The sequence below is a fragment of the Hyphobacterium sp. genome, assembly GCF_965228115.1.
GTDB lineage: Bacteria > Pseudomonadota > Alphaproteobacteria > Caulobacterales > Maricaulaceae > Hyphobacterium.
Map to the genome: position 1 here is coordinate 2686076 of NZ_OZ245794.1, position 14670 is coordinate 2700745.

Below are 14670 nucleotides of genomic sequence, written 5' to 3' on the forward strand. Positions count from 1 at the left end.
GCTCAAGAGAGGAATCCAGACATGAAGATTGCGATCCGGATTATCGTAGCCCTGTTTTTCGGCGTTTTTGCCTACATCATTTCCAGCATTGTGGTCGGCACCCTTATGGGCAGCGGCATTGTCAGCCAGATTATCGCCATTGTGATCGCCGTTTGCTTTTTCCTCGCGGGCTTGTTCGGTAAACCAGGGCGTAGCGGTGACAATAAATTCGGGAATCCTGGCGGCCCCGGACCGATGAATATCGATTAGGCAACGCTTCTTTATGTCCACGAATCCTCGATCCACATTCGTCAATGTCGGCGAGCGCACAAATGTCACGGGCTCCGCGCGCTTTCGAAGGCTGATCACCAATGGTGACTACACCGAAGCGCTGTCTGTAGCGCGACAGCAGGTAGAAAACGGCGCCCAGATCATCGATGTGAATATGGATGAAGGCCTGCTGGATTCGAAAGCGGCCATGCGGACCTTCCTGCGCCTGATCGCCGGGGAGCCAGACATTGCCCGCGTTCCGATCATGATCGACAGCTCCAAATGGGAGGTGATCGAGGAAGGTCTGAGAAATGTTCAGGGCAAATCGATCGTCAATTCGATCAGCCTGAAAGAGGGGGAAGGGCCTTTCCTGGAACAGGCTGCCCTCATTCGCCGCTATGGTGCTGCGGTTGTGGTGATGGCCTTTGACGAAGACGGTCAGGCCGAAACGGCGGACCGCAAGTTCGAGATCTGTCAGCGCGCCTACAAGCTGTTGACCGAGAAAGCCCGCATCCATCCCGCCGATATCATCTTTGATCCGAATATTTTTGCGGTCGCGACAGGCATTGAGGACCATGACGACTATGGCCGTGCCTTTATCGAGGCAACGCGCCGTATCCGGGCAGAATTACATCATGCCCATGTCTCGGGTGGAGTGTCCAACCTCTCTTTTTCCTTCCGGGGCAATGAGCCCGTGCGCCGGGCCATGCATTCGGTTTTCCTTTATCACGCGATTGAAGCCGGGCTGGACATGGCGATCGTCAATGCCGGTCAGCTCGACATTTATGATGATATCGAACCAGAGCTTCGTGAGGCGGTTGAAGACGTCATCCTCAATCGAAAGCCTGGCGCGGCCGACCGCTTGCTGGAGATCGCCGAGCGTTATCGCGGCACAGACAAGGCCGAGGAAAAAGCCGCAGCTGAGTGGCGCGGTTGGCCGGTCGAAAAGCGTCTGGAACATGCGCTGGTCCATGGGCTGACCGATCATATTGACGATGACACCGAAGAAGCCCGCCAGGCTTTCGACAAACCCTTGGAGGTGATCGAAGGCCCGTTGATGGACGGCATGAATGTCGTTGGGGATTTGTTTGGCGCCGGGAAGATGTTCCTGCCGCAGGTCGTGAAATCCGCCCGCGTCATGAAGAAAGCGGTTGCTTACCTTTTGCCCTATCTGGAGGAGGAAAAACGTCTCTCCGGCAATGCCGGCAAATCCAATGGCAAGGTCGTGCTCGCCACGGTGAAGGGCGATGTCCATGATATCGGCAAGAACATCGTCGGCGTCGTCCTGCAATGTAATGGCTATGAGATTGTTGATCTTGGCGTGATGGTGCCGGGTTCGGATATTCTCGAAACCGCCAAGCGTGAAGGCGCGGATATTGTTGGCCTGTCGGGCCTGATTACACCGTCTTTGGATGAAATGGTGGATGTTGCGCGTGAGATGGAGCGGCTCGATTTTAATCTTCCGCTCCTGATCGGCGGCGCGACGACCAGCCCGGCGCATACCGCGCTGCGGATCGAACCTGCTTATTCGAGGGGCCCGGTCATCCATGTGAATGATGCCAGCCGTGCTGTGGGCGTGGTGTCGAAACTGCTTTCGTCCGAGCGTGAAACCTACGCAAATGAAAACCGGCAAGCGCTGGCAAGAATCCGGGAAGTGCGAGAGCGAACCGCCTCCAGTCGTGACCGGGTTCCGCTCGCAGCGGCGCGCGCAAAGGCCCCGGATTTGCATGGTGCAGTTCAGCCAGCGCCGAACATGCTTGGCCTGACGATTATCGACGACGTCACGGTTGCCGACCTCGTGCCCTACATCGACTGGACACCGTTCTTTTTCAGCTGGGGCCTCAAAGGCGTTCATCCGCAAATTCTCGACGATCCCAAGCGGGGCGAGGCGGCCCGGTCTCTGCTCAAGGATGGTCAGGCCATGTTGGACCAGATTATCGCAGAAGACTGGCTCAGCCCACGCGGCGTGGTAGGGCTCTGGCCAGCCAATCGCACAGGCGATGACATCACGATTTGGACTGGCGCGGATCGCAAAGATAAGCGCGCGACCTTTTTTGGCCTGCGTCAGCAAACCGCGAAATCCAATGACCGGCCGCATCTTTGCCAGTCAGACTTTGTCGCTGAAAGCGGCGAAGATTGGGTCGGTGGGTTTTGTGTGACAGCAGGCGAAACGGCGACCCGAACCAAAGCGTTTCAGGACGCTCAGGATGACTATTCAGCCATCATGCTGGCCGCTCTGGCGGACCGTATTGCAGAGGCTTTCGCTGAATATCTTCATGAGCGCGTCCGCAAGGACATCTGGGGCTATGCGGCAGACGAAAAGTATTCCAACGAACAACTGATCAAGGAAGCCTATCAGGGGATCCGTCCGGCACCAGGCTATCCGTCCCAACCGGACCACACCGAGAAACTCACCCTGTTTGAATTGCTCGATGCCTCGAAGAACTGCGGCGTCGACCTGACGGAAACACTGGCTATGACGCCAGCCTCATCCGTGTCCGGCCTTTATCTGGGTCATCCCGAGAGCGAATATTTCGTCGTGGGGCGCATCGGCGAAGATCAGGTGGCGGATTATGCCCACCGCAAAGGCTGGACCGTGCAGCAGGCTGAAAAAGCGCTCGCCCCGATCCTGGGCTATGAACCCGGGACCGGGACGAAGCAGGATGCGGCCTAGAACCGGCCCATCTGGAAATCCAGCATGGCCTGACGGACTTCGCCTTCCGTGTTCATCACGAAAGGTCCGCCACGGGCGACCGGTTCCCGCAAGGGCTTGGCAGCGATCAGCAACAGGCGGGCGCCGTCATTGCCAGTCTCCAGCCGGGTAAGGTCGCCCTCTCCAAGAACGCCCAGCTCACCCTGATTGATGGCCATCGGTGCTTCACTGCCGGTACGGGGCAATATAACCGAGCCATCATGCACCGCCACGATGGTGGAGTGCTTGGCTGGCAGCGGTTCTTCGAACACAGCATTTGGCTCTAGCAGAATCTCCACGAAGAAAGGCTGGACGGTGATGTTCTTCACCGGGCCTTCCACGCCCGTCGATGTTTTACCGGCAACGATTTTCGCGACCGCACCATCACGAACATCGCTCGGCACCTGATCAGCTGAAAACTCCTGATATCCCGCCGGCTTCATCTTTTCTGCACGCGGCAAATTGATCCAGAGCTGAAAGCCGGACATCAACCCGTCTTCCTGTTCCGGCATTTCGGAATGCACAATACCGCCAGCTGCGGTCATCCATTGAACGCCACCGGGTTCGATCACGCCCTCATGGCCCTTATTGTCCTTGTGCCGCATACGGCCCGCAAACATGTAGGTCACCGTCTCGAAACCGCGATGAGGATGCGAGGGAAAACCCGCCAGATAATCATCCGGATTTTCCGAGTGGAAGTTATCCAGCATCAAAAACGGGTCGATCTGCGGCAGGCGCGGCGTCCCCAGTAGACGGTTGAGTTTCACACCCGCACCGTCACTGGCGGCCATGCCGGGTTCGAGATGAACCAGAGGTCTGATTTGGGTCATGGCAAGTCTCCTTCGATCCCCAAAATGGGGACAAGGAATGAATTGAGTAGGGAAGGCGTTGAAAACCCGGTTTTTCCATCCCGTCAGCAATAGACGCAATGCAACCGCATCGCGTAGGATTGGGCTAACCGGGGAGAGCACGAATGAGTCGCGCTATTATCATTTCAGCAGGTCTTGCAGCAGGTTTGGCCGCTTGCAGCGCACCCGATCAAAGCGATCAACCCGCGCCGGGCTCTGATCAGCCAGGTGAGGCCGAAAGCGCGATCGCCGCAGGGCTGGAAGGACAAACCTATTCGGCGCAAACCGAGGTCGCCGGGTATTACTTGCCACAAGATCCGGTCGCGATCGGCGATATCGTGCTCGACCACATCAGCGTGGCGCTGGACTGGGAGGCGGAGCCGTACATTAATGGTGAGCCAGACAGCTTTCCGCCGGTGATGCTGCATTTTGATGATACGTCGAGCCCGACGGGCACAGGCGAGCTAGGCAACACGTATTACGAAATCACCCATCGCGTTGTGCCCCACGCCTTCTCGGTAACCGATGAGGGCCTCTCACTGACCGGCCAGCACGAGCTTTTTGGCGAAGTTCGCTTCGAGGGCACCTGGAATGCTGATCACATAGCGGCCATGCAAGCAAGCAACCCGCAAGGTGCGCAGGCGGCACTCACAGGCGATCTGTCGATCGGCGATGTCGTCTTTCAGGGCGTAACCTTTCAGGGATGGTTGGGCGATTGAGAACACCGCGCAAATCCCGGTCCCAATTTACAATTGGCTGGCGCGAATGGGTTGAGCTCCCGGATTTGGGCGCAGCCCGCATGAAGGCCAAGATTGATACCGGTGCCCGCACGTCTGCGGTCCACGCCTGGAAAATTGAACCGTTCGAGAAAGACGGCGAAAAATGGCTGCGTTTCGAGCTGCACCCCAATCAAAAAGACAATAAATTCCGCATTCCTTGCGAGGCACAGGTCGCGGACGAGCGCCTTGTCCGGTCTTCCAACGGGCAAGTATCCAAACGCTATGTGATCCGGACGCGATTGAAGCTGGGCAGTCGCACCTGGCCGATCGATCTCACACTCTCGCGGCGTGACGAGATGGGTTTTCGTATGTTATTGGGCCGCACAGCGTTGCGGGGTCGAACACTGATTGATGCTGCCGCGTCATTTCTTTGCGGGGACTAGTCCCGCAAGCGCCGTCATACGATTTTAGCAACCATTGGAAATTCCATGCGTTTTGCCCTTTTGTGCCGCAATGAGAAACTCTATTCGCACCAGCGCCTGATCGAGGCCGCCGAAGCGCGCGGCCATGAAGTCGATGTGCTGGATACCTTGCGAATCTATATGAACATCACCTCGCATCGGCCAGCTCTGCACTATCAGGGCGAGAAGCTTCCAAGTTATGATGCGGTTATCCCGCGCATTGGCGCGTCGATTACCAATTATGGTGCCGCCGTTGTCCGCCAGTTTGAAATGACTGGGGCCTGGACGCTCGCTGAATCAGTGGCAATCACGCGCTCTCGCGACAAGCTGCGTTCGCTTCAACTGTTATCGCGCGCCGGGATTGGCCTGCCTGTCACGGCCTTTGCGCATGAGACACGCCGGATTGACGAAATCCTGGACATGGTCGGTGGCGCGCCTGTCGTCATCAAGCTGCTTGAGGGAACCCAAGGTGTCGGCGTGGTTCTCGCAGACACCAAGCGCTCGGCGAAGTCTGTGATCGAAGCCTTCCGCGGCGCCAAAGTGAACATCCTGGTGCAGGAATTCATCAAAGAAGCCGGCGGCGCGGACATCCGAACCATAGTGGTCGGTGGCAAGGTGGTCGCGGCTATGAAACGTCAGGGCGCGGACGGTGAATTCCGTTCCAACATTCATCGGGGCGGCGGGGCCGCCAAGGTGAAAATCACGCCGGAAGAACGGGCAACAGCGGTTCGGTCTGCCAAAATCATGGGCCTTCATGTGTGCGGCGTGGATATGCTGCGCTCAAACCACGGTCCGGTGGTGATGGAAGTGAATTCTTCACCGGGTCTGGAAGGCATTGAGGGCGCGACGGGCCTGGATATCGCGGGCAGCATTGTGGAATTCATCGAAAAAACTGCGACGCCCGGCAAAACCAAAACAAAGGGCAAAGGGTGAACCGCGAACCATTTGTGATCGCCGGGCACGAAGTCCAGCCCGGAACCACCGCTATCGTTGATTTGCCGGTTTCGGTTCTGTCTGATCACACGCCTATGGCGATGGCGGTGCACGTCCTGCATGGCCGCCAACCCGGCCCGACGGTGTTTGTTTCCGGCGCCATCCATGGCGACGAAATCATCGGTGTTGAGATCATCCGCCGCCTGATCCGCACCACTCAAATGAAGCACCTCAAAGGCACGCTGATCTGTGTGCCGATCGTCAATTCCTTCGGCTTCATCAATCACACGCGCTATCTGCCTGACCGGCGCGATTTGAACCGGTCATTCCCGGGCGCATCGCGCGGCTCGCTTGCGGCCCGGCTGGCCAAACTCTTCATGACAGAGATTGTCGCCCGATCAGATGTCGGCATCGACCTGCATTCGGCGGCGCAGCACCGTGTGAACCTGCCGCAATTACGCATTGATGATGGTTCCAAGCAGGCGCTGGAGCTGGCGCGGGCCTTTGCACCACCGGTTATCGTCGTATCGAAGCTCCGCGACGGGTCATTGCGCCAAGCCGCCCGCGATCTGGGCAAGGATGTCCTGGTTTACGAATGCGGTGAGGCACTTCGTTTTGATGAAACGGCACTCCGAATTGGTGTGACCGGAATTCTACGTGTTTTGCGCAAGCTGGGCATGCTGAAACAGGATCGCCGAATGCGGATGCCTGTGGCAACCGATATCAGCCAGTCCACCGAATGGGTGCGAGCGCCTATGGGCGGCGTCCTCCGGGCGTTCAAATCGACAGGCGCCTGGGTTGAAAAAGGCGAAGTCATTGCCGCCCTCTCGGATCCACTCGGGGCCAAAGAGGTGGAGGTGGAGTCGCCTGAAGCCGGCTTGATCATCGGCCGGACCATGCTGCCCATCGTGAATGAAGGGGATGCCCTGTTTCACATCGCAGAAATCGTGAAGCCGAAGACAGAGGATGGTCATACAGAGCTGGAACAGGCTTTCGAGGGGCACCCGCTTTTCGATGAGGACGAAATTCACTGATTACGCAAAAGAATCCGCCCGCAGGCGCTACGACCTGCGGGCGGTAATTCAGCGCGGACCAAGGGACAGGGAAGGGGCGGTCCGGCGCTGCCTTGGGCGATCTGCCTCTTAGTGGGTGTCGGGCAGGATCACTTCATTGATGACGTGAATGACGCCATTGGATGCATCCACATCTGCGGTAATCACAGTCGCGCCATCGATCATGACCGACCCATGGGTCGCGTTGATGTCGATCGTATCGCCCTGAACGGACTCAACAGACAGGCGCTGACCGGCCAGATCCGCGGCGAAAACTTCGCCCGGAACAACGTGATAGGTCAGAATGGACACCAGCTGATCGCGGTTTTCCGGCAGCAGCAGGCTATTGATCGTGTCCTGACCGAGAGCCGCGAAAGCTTCATCTGTCGGGGCAAACACTGTGAACGGGCCATCGCCACGCAGCACATCGACCAGACCCGCGGCCTGCACGGCGGCGACCAGCGTGTTGAACGAACCGGCGCTAATGGCGGTGTCAACGATGTCAGCTTGTTGTTGATAGTCGCCAGCCAGCATCAGCTTGACTTTCGGGTTGGTGACCGTGTCATGAGCCAGGGCCGGGGCAGCGAAAGCGGCGGCAGCCGCGAGAGAAATCAGAACTTTACGCAATTTGTACGCTCCTAACGTCTTGGGGGGACGAGGCGGAAGATGCCGCCCCTCACTCGCAGCGGATTTCCGCCGCGAGTTGGGAAGGTTTACGGAGCGTGGCCCGATCCGGATCTACGGATTAAACATGTTTAATTTTAGAGAATTACGCCTTGAAACTAGGGTTATTCCGCCCCAGCCGCTCCATACCCGCCGCCGCCAGGTGTCGAGATTTCAATACGATCACCGGCTTCGACCTGAACCGAGAATAACCCTTCAAGCGGTTCGACTTTTCCGCTTTTTCGGATCACGCGCTGCGCGCCGAGCGAGCCATTCCCTCCACCTGCGATCCCTTTCGGCGCTTCGCGCCTGTGCGAAGACAGGAGTGCAACGTCCATGGATTCAAGAAATTCGAGGCAACGGATAGATCCATGGCCACCTGGATATTGTCCCGTACCGCCCGATCCTTTTCGAATTTTGTGATGAATGACCCGTACCGGATATCGGCGCTCGAGAATTTCCGGATCGGTCATTTTTGAGTTCGTCATATGCGTGTGGATGGCGTGCGTTCCGGCAAAGCCTTTGCCGTCAGGCCCAATCCCCGCCCCGGACCCTCCGCAGATCGTTTCATAGTATTGATGCCGCGCATTGCCGAAGGTCAGATTGTTCATCGTACCTTGTGCTGCAGCCATTCTACCTGTGGCCTCAAACAGCGCATCAACCACCATCTGGCTGGTTTCAACATTTCCGGCGACAACGGCCGCGGGAGGTTGCGGGTTCAACAGGCATCCCTCGGGGATCATGAGCTGGATGGGTTTGAGGCAGCCTTCATTCAAGGGAATTTGATCGCCCACAAGACATCGGAAGACATAGAGAACCGCCGCGCGCGCCACGCTGGATGGCGCATTGAAATTGGAGGTCAGCTGGGCGCTGGTTCCAGTGAAGTCAATCACTGCGGTGCGGTCATCGCGGTTAACCCTGATGGCCACGCGGATTTCTGAGCCATCATCCAACTTAATGCTCGCTTCACCATCGCTGAGAGCACCGATCACCCGGCGCACAGCCCGTTCCGCATTATCCTGCACATGACCCATATAGGCTGAGACAACTTTCAACCCGTGATCATCCACAAGCCGCTTTAGCTCAGCTGCACCCTTTGCGCAGGCCGCCAGCTGCGCCTTCAGATCAGCGACATTCTGATCCGGATTTCGCGCCGGATAGGCACCGCTGTCCAGCACGCGGCGGACATCATCATCCAGAAATTTCCCGCCGCGCATGACCAGCGTGTTCGCGAAAGAAACGCCTTCCTCCTCAATCGACGTGGAGAAAGGTGGCATGGAGCCTGGCGCGATGCCGCCCACGTCGGCATGGTGGCCTCGCGCGGCCACATAGAACAGCCTTTCGCCGGTCTTATCATCATGCATGGGAACCACAATGGTGATGTCTGGTAAGTGCGTGCCGCCTTCATAGGGCGCATTCACCGCCACGGCATCTCCTGGCCCGAGATCCGGATGCGCTGCAGCCGCCGATTTCACGCTGGCTGACATGGAGCCGAGGTGCACCGGCATATGCGGTGCGTTAGCGACCAAGCCGCCATCGGCATCAAAAACCGCACAGGAAAAATCCAGCCTTTCTTTCATGTTGACGGAGTGCGCTGTGCGCTCGAGCGCGACGCCCATTTGCTCCGCCACCGACATGAAGCGCTTGTTAAAAAGCTCGAGCCGGATGGGATCGAGCGCGGTGGACTCCTCGGAATCGGTTTCCGCTCCCATAAACTCCAGCACCAACATGCCATCTCCCAGGCGTCTTGCCGACCAACCTGGATCGACGACGAGCGTGGAGTTCGGCTCCACGATCAGGGAGGGACCTTCAATGTCGGCGTTTGCACCAAATTCATCCAATGGATAAACCGGCCAATCGCTCCACTCGCCATTCTGAAAAACAGGTCGTGTTTCCAGCTTGTCCGGAATATTGCCAGCCTCGGGCAGGGGAATAGACCAGCCCTTTGCGCCTTCAGGGTCGGCCAAGGCTTCCGCAGCGACGGAATCGATGATGATGCCGCCTTCCGGGATGAAACCGAACAGGCGTTGATGAGCGGCGCGGAAGTCTTCGAGGATTGACGCTTGATCGCCAAGCGCAATTGGCAATGCGGTGTCCGAACCTTTGGCGCGCAGTCGGAATTCCAGTTTCTTCCGGATTGCATCCGGTGCAGCGCCTTGGATTACAAGCGTCTCCGCGGCCGATCGTGCAAGTTCTTCGGCCCGATCCCTCGCCGCGCTGAGCGCGTCGTCCAAGCCCAGATCAATCGCGGCCTCACGCGTCTCGCGAAGCTCGGCCAAGCCAATCCCCAAAGCTGACAAGAGCCCGGCGACGGGGTGGATCAACACGGTCTTGATACCAATCGCCTCGGCAACCTTGCAAGCGTGTTGACCGCCTGCACCGCCAAAGGAAGACAGCGCATATTTGGCTGGATCAACCCCTTCGCCGATCGATATTTGCTTGATAGCCTGGGCCATGTTTTCGATGGCAACCGCCAGAAACCCTTCAGCCGCGAGTTCCGCACTTTCCAGGCCCATTTCATCGGCCAGCACCTGAAGCTCGTTCCGGCTGGCTGTGAGATCCAGTGGTGATGATCCGTCATTGCCGAACGTCTCCGGAAAATGGGCAGGCTGAACCCGGCCCAGCACGATATTGGCATCAGTAACGGCGGCCTTGCCGCCGCGCCCATAGCCTGCCGGTCCGGGCTGAGCGCCTGCGCTTTCCGGCCCCACCCGGGCGCGCTCGCCATCGAAGGTCAGCAAGGAGCCACCGCCCGCTGCAATCGTATGTACCGCCATCATCGGCGCGCGAAGACGCTGGCCCGCAATCACGGCTTCGCCTTGCCTTGCATAGTTTTCGCCATCAAAACGCGACACATCGGTAGATGTGCCGCCCATATCAAACCCGATGACTTTCGGATAACCGGCGGCTTTTGATGTCTTGGCCATCCCGACAACACCGCCGGCTGGACCGGAAAGCACGGCGTCCCGCGCAGCGAACGTTTCTGCAGCCGTCAGGCCGCCTGACGACTGCATGAAATAAAGCGGCACTCCATCCAGCCTCTGCGCCACACGGCTAGCGTAATCGCGTAGGATCGGCGTCAGATAGGCATCCAGAACCGCAGTTGAGGCGCGGGGCACAATCTTAATCAGCGGGCTAGCCTCTGTCGAACAGATAACGGTTTCAAAGCCTGCATTCCGGGCCATATCTGCTATATAGTTCTCATATGAACTATCTTGATAGGCGTGCAGCAATGCGATGGCACATGTGGTGCAACCCGCCGCTTTCGCGTCCAGGAGTTTCCGGCGTAACGAGGCGTCGTCGAGAGGGGTGACGATCGCGCCATTAACGCCCGTTCGGTGTGAGACCTCAATGACATTCTGATGCAGTGGCGCCGGCCGCTCGATGGACATCGCGAAGATGTCAGGCCGGGTTTGATCGCCAATGACCAACAGGTCTTTAAAACCCTGATTGACGACAAAGCAGGTTCTGGCGCCCTTGCGTTCCAGCAAGGCATTGGTGGCTACGGTCGTGCCCATTTTTACTGCGGAAACCGTACCTGACGGGATCGGATCGCCGGATCCTACACCCAGCATCCGCCGAACACCTTCGGACGCCGCATCCGGATAATCCGGGCTTTCCGAAAGGAGTTTCAGAGCTCGCAATTCGCCATCAGGCTGGCGCGCAATGACATCGGTGAAGGTGCCGCCGCGATCAATCCAGAATTCCCACATGCCAGACACGTCTTATAATTTCATCGCTGCAGAGTTACATGGAGGCGCGGAGACTAGACCGATGGGCTTCTGGCGCAAGCTGACAGATTTCATAACCGGGCAACCTGACCCCTTTGATTGTGAGGGCGAGGATTGCGAACCAGGACACCGTGTGGACGATGCCGATTTCGCCATGGCCCTGATCGGCCTGGGTGCAAAAATGGCCAAGGCGGATGGCGTGGTTACCCGCAATGAAGTCGCGGCGTTTCAGCAAGTCTTTCAAGCGCCACCGGAGAGCGCAGACCTGATTGCGCGCGCCTTTAACCTGGCCAAGGAGACAACGCTGGGCTTTGATGGATATGCGAGACGGCTTGCCCTGCGATACCGCGCCAATCCGGCCGTACTGGAAGATGTGCTCGACGGCCTTTTTCACATCGCCAAGGCCGATGGAGTCGTGACGGAAGATGAGCTGTCCTATCTGCAAACGGTGGCGGAAATCTTTGGTTTTTCAGCGCGCGAGTTCCGGCGGATGCGTATGTCTCACGGCCTCGTGGATGCCAGCGATCCCTATGTGATCCTGGGGATAGACCCTGATGTTGATGACAATGAGTTGAAGCGCGCTTATCGCCGGATGGCGGCGCGTAACCACCCCGATGCGCTTGTCGCGCGTGGAGTTCCATCAGAATTACAAGGGCTTGCAGTTGAAAAAATGGCAGCAATCAACGCCGCTTACAAGGAGATACGGGACGAAAGGGCCGCTGAATCCCGCTAACTAAATTGCATCCGGCAATTGACGTGGGGCGGGCTGGCCCCAATCTTGTAAGCAGATTCTTAACCACCCGCTTGTGCCGGAAGGGGCAGATATGGGCCAGACACAGACATTCCGTTTCCCGCATACCGCCGGCAACTGGCTGCGTGCTTTCATCGCGGCCGTGCTGGCCGTCGCTTTCTTCGGTCTGGTTTTGATGTTTGCGGCTATTTTCGCTGCCGCTGCGCTAGTGGTGATTGGGGCAGCCATGGTGGCGGGCGGTGCATGGTGGTTGTGGCGCAAGGTGCGGGGCCGGGATAATGCGAAAGAGAGCGATGACCCCACCATCCTTGTTGCGCGCCGGGGACCGTCTGGCTGGACAGTCGATGGGAATGACGAGCCCCGCTGACTTTTAAACATTCCGTGACTTGGTAATCGCGCGAACGCGGTCTAACCCGCAGGCATGAGCCTGCGTGATTTCACAGCCTTCTTTGCCGTTTGCGTCTTCTGGGGCCTGAATTTCGTTGTCGCGAAATTCGCGGTGACCGGCGCCCCCGGCTGGGTGCCGGCGTTTGAAGGCGTTCCGCCCGTCGCTTTCGCTTTCTTGCGATTTGCCTTGCTCACACTGCTGCTCTTTCCCTTTCTGCGCCCCTTGCCCAAGCAATGGCTGACGCTTTTCGGTGTCGCTATGGGAATGGGTGCCATGCAATATGGCTTGATCTTTGTCGGGCTGCAGACCGCAACTCCGTCAGGTATGGCGCTCGTGATGCAAAGCGGCGTTCCCTTCGTAACGATCTTATCTGTTCTTTTCTTGAAAGAGCATATTGGCTGGGTGCGGGGGATCGGCACGGTTCTGGCTATGCTTGGGGTCATTCTCGTGATTGCAAACCCGTCTGAGCTCACCTTGTCTATCGGGCTACTCTACGGGTTGGGCGGAGCGTTTGTGGCGTCTGTTGCCATGATCCTGATCCGCCAGATTGATATGAGCCCGATGCGGCTGCAGGCCTGGATCGGACTGATCTCCTCGCCGATTCTTTTCGCCGGGACTGCGTTATTTGAATCGGGTCAGCCAGAGGCAGTTATGCAGGGCGGATGGGTCTTTCTGCTGGCATTGCTGTTCACCGTCATACTGGTCAACATCTATGGCCACGGCGTGTTCTATTTCCTGCTCCAGAAATATGATGCAACGCTTGTGGCCCCACTCACCCTGATGGCGCCGCTGATAGGCGTGATATCCGGGATTGCCATAACCGGTGACCCGATCACAGGCATGTTGATTGCCGGAGGATTGCTGACCCTCGCGGGCGCCGGTATCGTTGCTTCCCGGCCAAACAAAAAAGTGCCGAAAGCCCCGCTGGCTCGCAAGGAATCGCTTTGAAAATCATCCAGGCGCCCTCACCGAACTTCAATGACCGCCTCAAACAGGTGAGCCTGATTGTTCAGCACTATACGGGGATGGAAAGCGGCGAGGCCGCGCTGGCGCACATGCGGACCCCGGAAGCGGCCGTTTCCTCTCACTACATGGTTGAAGAGGACGGCCGAATTTTCCAACTGGTCGATGAAGGCAAACGCGCCTGGCATGCGGGTGTGTCTGAGTGGGCGGGCGAAACAGACATCAATTCGATCTCGATCGGAATCGAAATCGTCAATGGTGGACATGATTACGGCCTGCCGGAATATCCTGTCGCTCAGATTGATGCAGTTATTTCGTTGACGAAACAAATTATGGATCGGCACGTTATCCCTCCGCATCGCGTGGTGGGGCATTCGGATATTGCACCCATGCGGAAGATTGACCCGGGCGAGAAATTTCCCTGGCAACGACTTGCAGAAGCGGGCTGTGCGATCTGGCCCGAACAGGCAACAGAATCGCGGGACTGGCGCATTGATCTCGGGCAGATCGGTTACGGCTTTGCGGCGGGGGAGGTTGCGACTGTCGAAGCCTTTCAGCGACGCTTTCGTCCAGATGAAGTGACAGGCCGCGTGGATGAAGAAACTGCTCGTTTGATTGCAGCCGTAGCCGCGCTTATGCCGAAGCCTTGACGCCAGCGCCCAAACCGCCGACATAAGCAGCGGTCAGGCGGCTGGGCGGCCGCTCTTGCAAGGCTCGAAAGAGCGCAAGGGAGGAAAGTCCGGGCTCCGGAAAGGCAAGGTGCCGGGTAACGCCCGGCGGGGGTAACCCCAGGGAAAGCGCCACAGAGAACAGACCGCCGGCATTCGCCGGTAAGGGTGAAACGGTGCGGTAAGAGCGCACCGCCCCGACCGTAAGGAAGGGGGCACGGCAAGCCCCACCTGGAGCAAGACCGAATAGGGATGGAAGCGGTTTTCCGCACGCTCGCCTTACAGCGCCATCCGGGTAGGTCGCGCCAGGCGCATAGCAATGTGCGTCGCAGAGGAATGGTCGCCGCGTTCTTTCCGTATTGGAAAGAATGACACAGAACCCGGCTTACAGGCCGCCTGACCCATACTTTTCCACACCAATCCACAGATATGTTCTTTATTTGTTCTTTTTCTTCGCTTTGACCGGCTTCGCGAATACTTAAGGCCTTGCAGAAAAATTGGGAGAAATTCGCCTTTCTCCATTGTTTCCCATGAAATCCCATGTTATCCCAT

Annotated in this window: 13 protein-coding genes and 1 other RNA gene; 11 read left to right on the top strand and 3 right to left on the bottom strand. The window is 57.9% G+C overall.

Annotated elements, in window-relative coordinates; all coding sequences use genetic code 11:
- Nucleotides 1–21: 21 nt before the first annotated feature.
- Nucleotides 22–249: a hypothetical protein gene (locus ACO079_RS13755; RefSeq protein ID WP_421790840.1), complete on the top strand. Its 228-nt coding sequence runs from the start codon at nucleotides 22–24 to the stop codon at nucleotides 247–249.
- 13 nt (nucleotides 250–262) lie between these two features.
- Entirely contained in the window at nucleotides 263–2923 is a 2661-nt protein-coding gene (gene metH / locus ACO079_RS13760; protein ID WP_421790842.1) for a methionine synthase, read from the top strand.
- On the opposite strand, the gene ACO079_RS13765 is transcribed toward metH, so the two are convergent.
- Entirely contained in the window at nucleotides 2920–3771 is an 852-nt protein-coding gene (locus ACO079_RS13765; protein WP_421790844.1) for a pirin family protein, read from the bottom strand. The genes metH and ACO079_RS13765 overlap by 4 nt on opposite strands.
- Nucleotides 3772–3914: 143 nt before the next feature.
- Here ACO079_RS13765 and ACO079_RS13770 point away from each other — a divergent pair, with 143 nt between their 5' ends.
- The 4 genes from ACO079_RS13770 to ACO079_RS13785 are packed head-to-tail and all read left to right on the top strand — an operon-like array spanning nucleotide 3915 to nucleotide 6936.
- Complete coding sequence (locus ACO079_RS13770) at nucleotides 3915–4508, top strand: hypothetical protein (protein WP_421790846.1); 594 nt, start codon at nucleotides 3915–3917, stop codon at nucleotides 4506–4508.
- On the top strand, nucleotides 4493–4951 hold the full coding sequence (locus ACO079_RS13775; RefSeq protein WP_421790848.1) for an ATP-dependent zinc protease: 459 nt from the start codon (nucleotides 4493–4495) through the stop codon (nucleotides 4949–4951). The genes ACO079_RS13770 and ACO079_RS13775 overlap by 16 nt, the downstream gene beginning before the upstream one ends.
- A gap of 45 nt (nucleotides 4952–4996) precedes the next feature.
- Nucleotides 4997–5902: a 30S ribosomal protein S6--L-glutamate ligase gene (gene rimK, locus ACO079_RS13780; protein ID WP_421790849.1), complete on the top strand. Its 906-nt coding sequence runs from the start codon at nucleotides 4997–4999 to the stop codon at nucleotides 5900–5902.
- Entirely contained in the window at nucleotides 5899–6936 is a 1038-nt protein-coding gene (locus tag ACO079_RS13785) for a succinylglutamate desuccinylase/aspartoacylase family protein (RefSeq protein WP_421790851.1), read from the top strand. Before rimK ends, ACO079_RS13785 begins: the two co-directional genes overlap by 4 nt.
- Nucleotides 6937–7044: 108 nt before the next feature.
- Here the strand turns inward: ACO079_RS13785 and ACO079_RS13790 are convergent, their stop codons facing one another.
- Together ACO079_RS13790 and ACO079_RS13795 are read right to left on the bottom strand one after the other, a co-directional pair.
- Complete coding sequence (locus ACO079_RS13790; protein ID WP_421790852.1) at nucleotides 7045–7581, bottom strand: fasciclin domain-containing protein; 537 nt, start codon at nucleotides 7579–7581, stop codon at nucleotides 7045–7047.
- A 161-nt stretch (nucleotides 7582–7742) separates the two neighbouring features.
- Nucleotides 7743–11330 carry a hydantoinase B/oxoprolinase family protein gene (locus ACO079_RS13795; RefSeq protein WP_421790854.1) on the bottom strand — a complete coding sequence of 1196 codons (3588 nt, stop codon included), beginning with the start codon at nucleotides 11328–11330 and terminating at the stop codon, nucleotides 7743–7745.
- Here ACO079_RS13795 and ACO079_RS13800 point away from each other — a divergent pair.
- The 5 genes from ACO079_RS13800 (at nucleotide 11329) to rnpB (ending at nucleotide 14522) form a co-directional block, all read left to right on the top strand.
- The gene (locus ACO079_RS13800; protein WP_421790856.1) at nucleotides 11329–12081 is read left to right on the top strand and encodes a TerB family tellurite resistance protein; all 753 of its coding nucleotides are present in this window, start codon (nucleotides 11329–11331) and stop codon (nucleotides 12079–12081) included. The two genes, ACO079_RS13795 and ACO079_RS13800, sit on opposite strands and share 2 nt — an antisense overlap.
- A gap of 91 nt (nucleotides 12082–12172) precedes the next feature.
- On the top strand, nucleotides 12173–12466 hold the full coding sequence (locus ACO079_RS13805; RefSeq protein ID WP_421790857.1) for a hypothetical protein: 294 nt from the start codon (nucleotides 12173–12175) through the stop codon (nucleotides 12464–12466).
- A gap of 54 nt (nucleotides 12467–12520) precedes the next feature.
- Complete coding sequence (locus tag ACO079_RS13810) at nucleotides 12521–13435, top strand: DMT family transporter (protein ID WP_421790859.1); 915 nt, start codon at nucleotides 12521–12523, stop codon at nucleotides 13433–13435.
- Nucleotides 13432–14100 (top strand): N-acetylmuramoyl-L-alanine amidase, encoded by a 669-nt coding sequence (locus ACO079_RS13815; RefSeq protein ID WP_421790861.1) that lies wholly within the window; start codon nucleotides 13432–13434, stop codon nucleotides 14098–14100. The genes ACO079_RS13810 and ACO079_RS13815 overlap by 4 nt, the downstream gene beginning before the upstream one ends.
- A 33-nt stretch (nucleotides 14101–14133) precedes the next feature.
- Nucleotides 14134–14522, top strand: an RNA gene (gene rnpB, locus ACO079_RS13820) — RNase P RNA component class A.
- Nucleotides 14523–14670 lie beyond the last annotated feature (148 nt).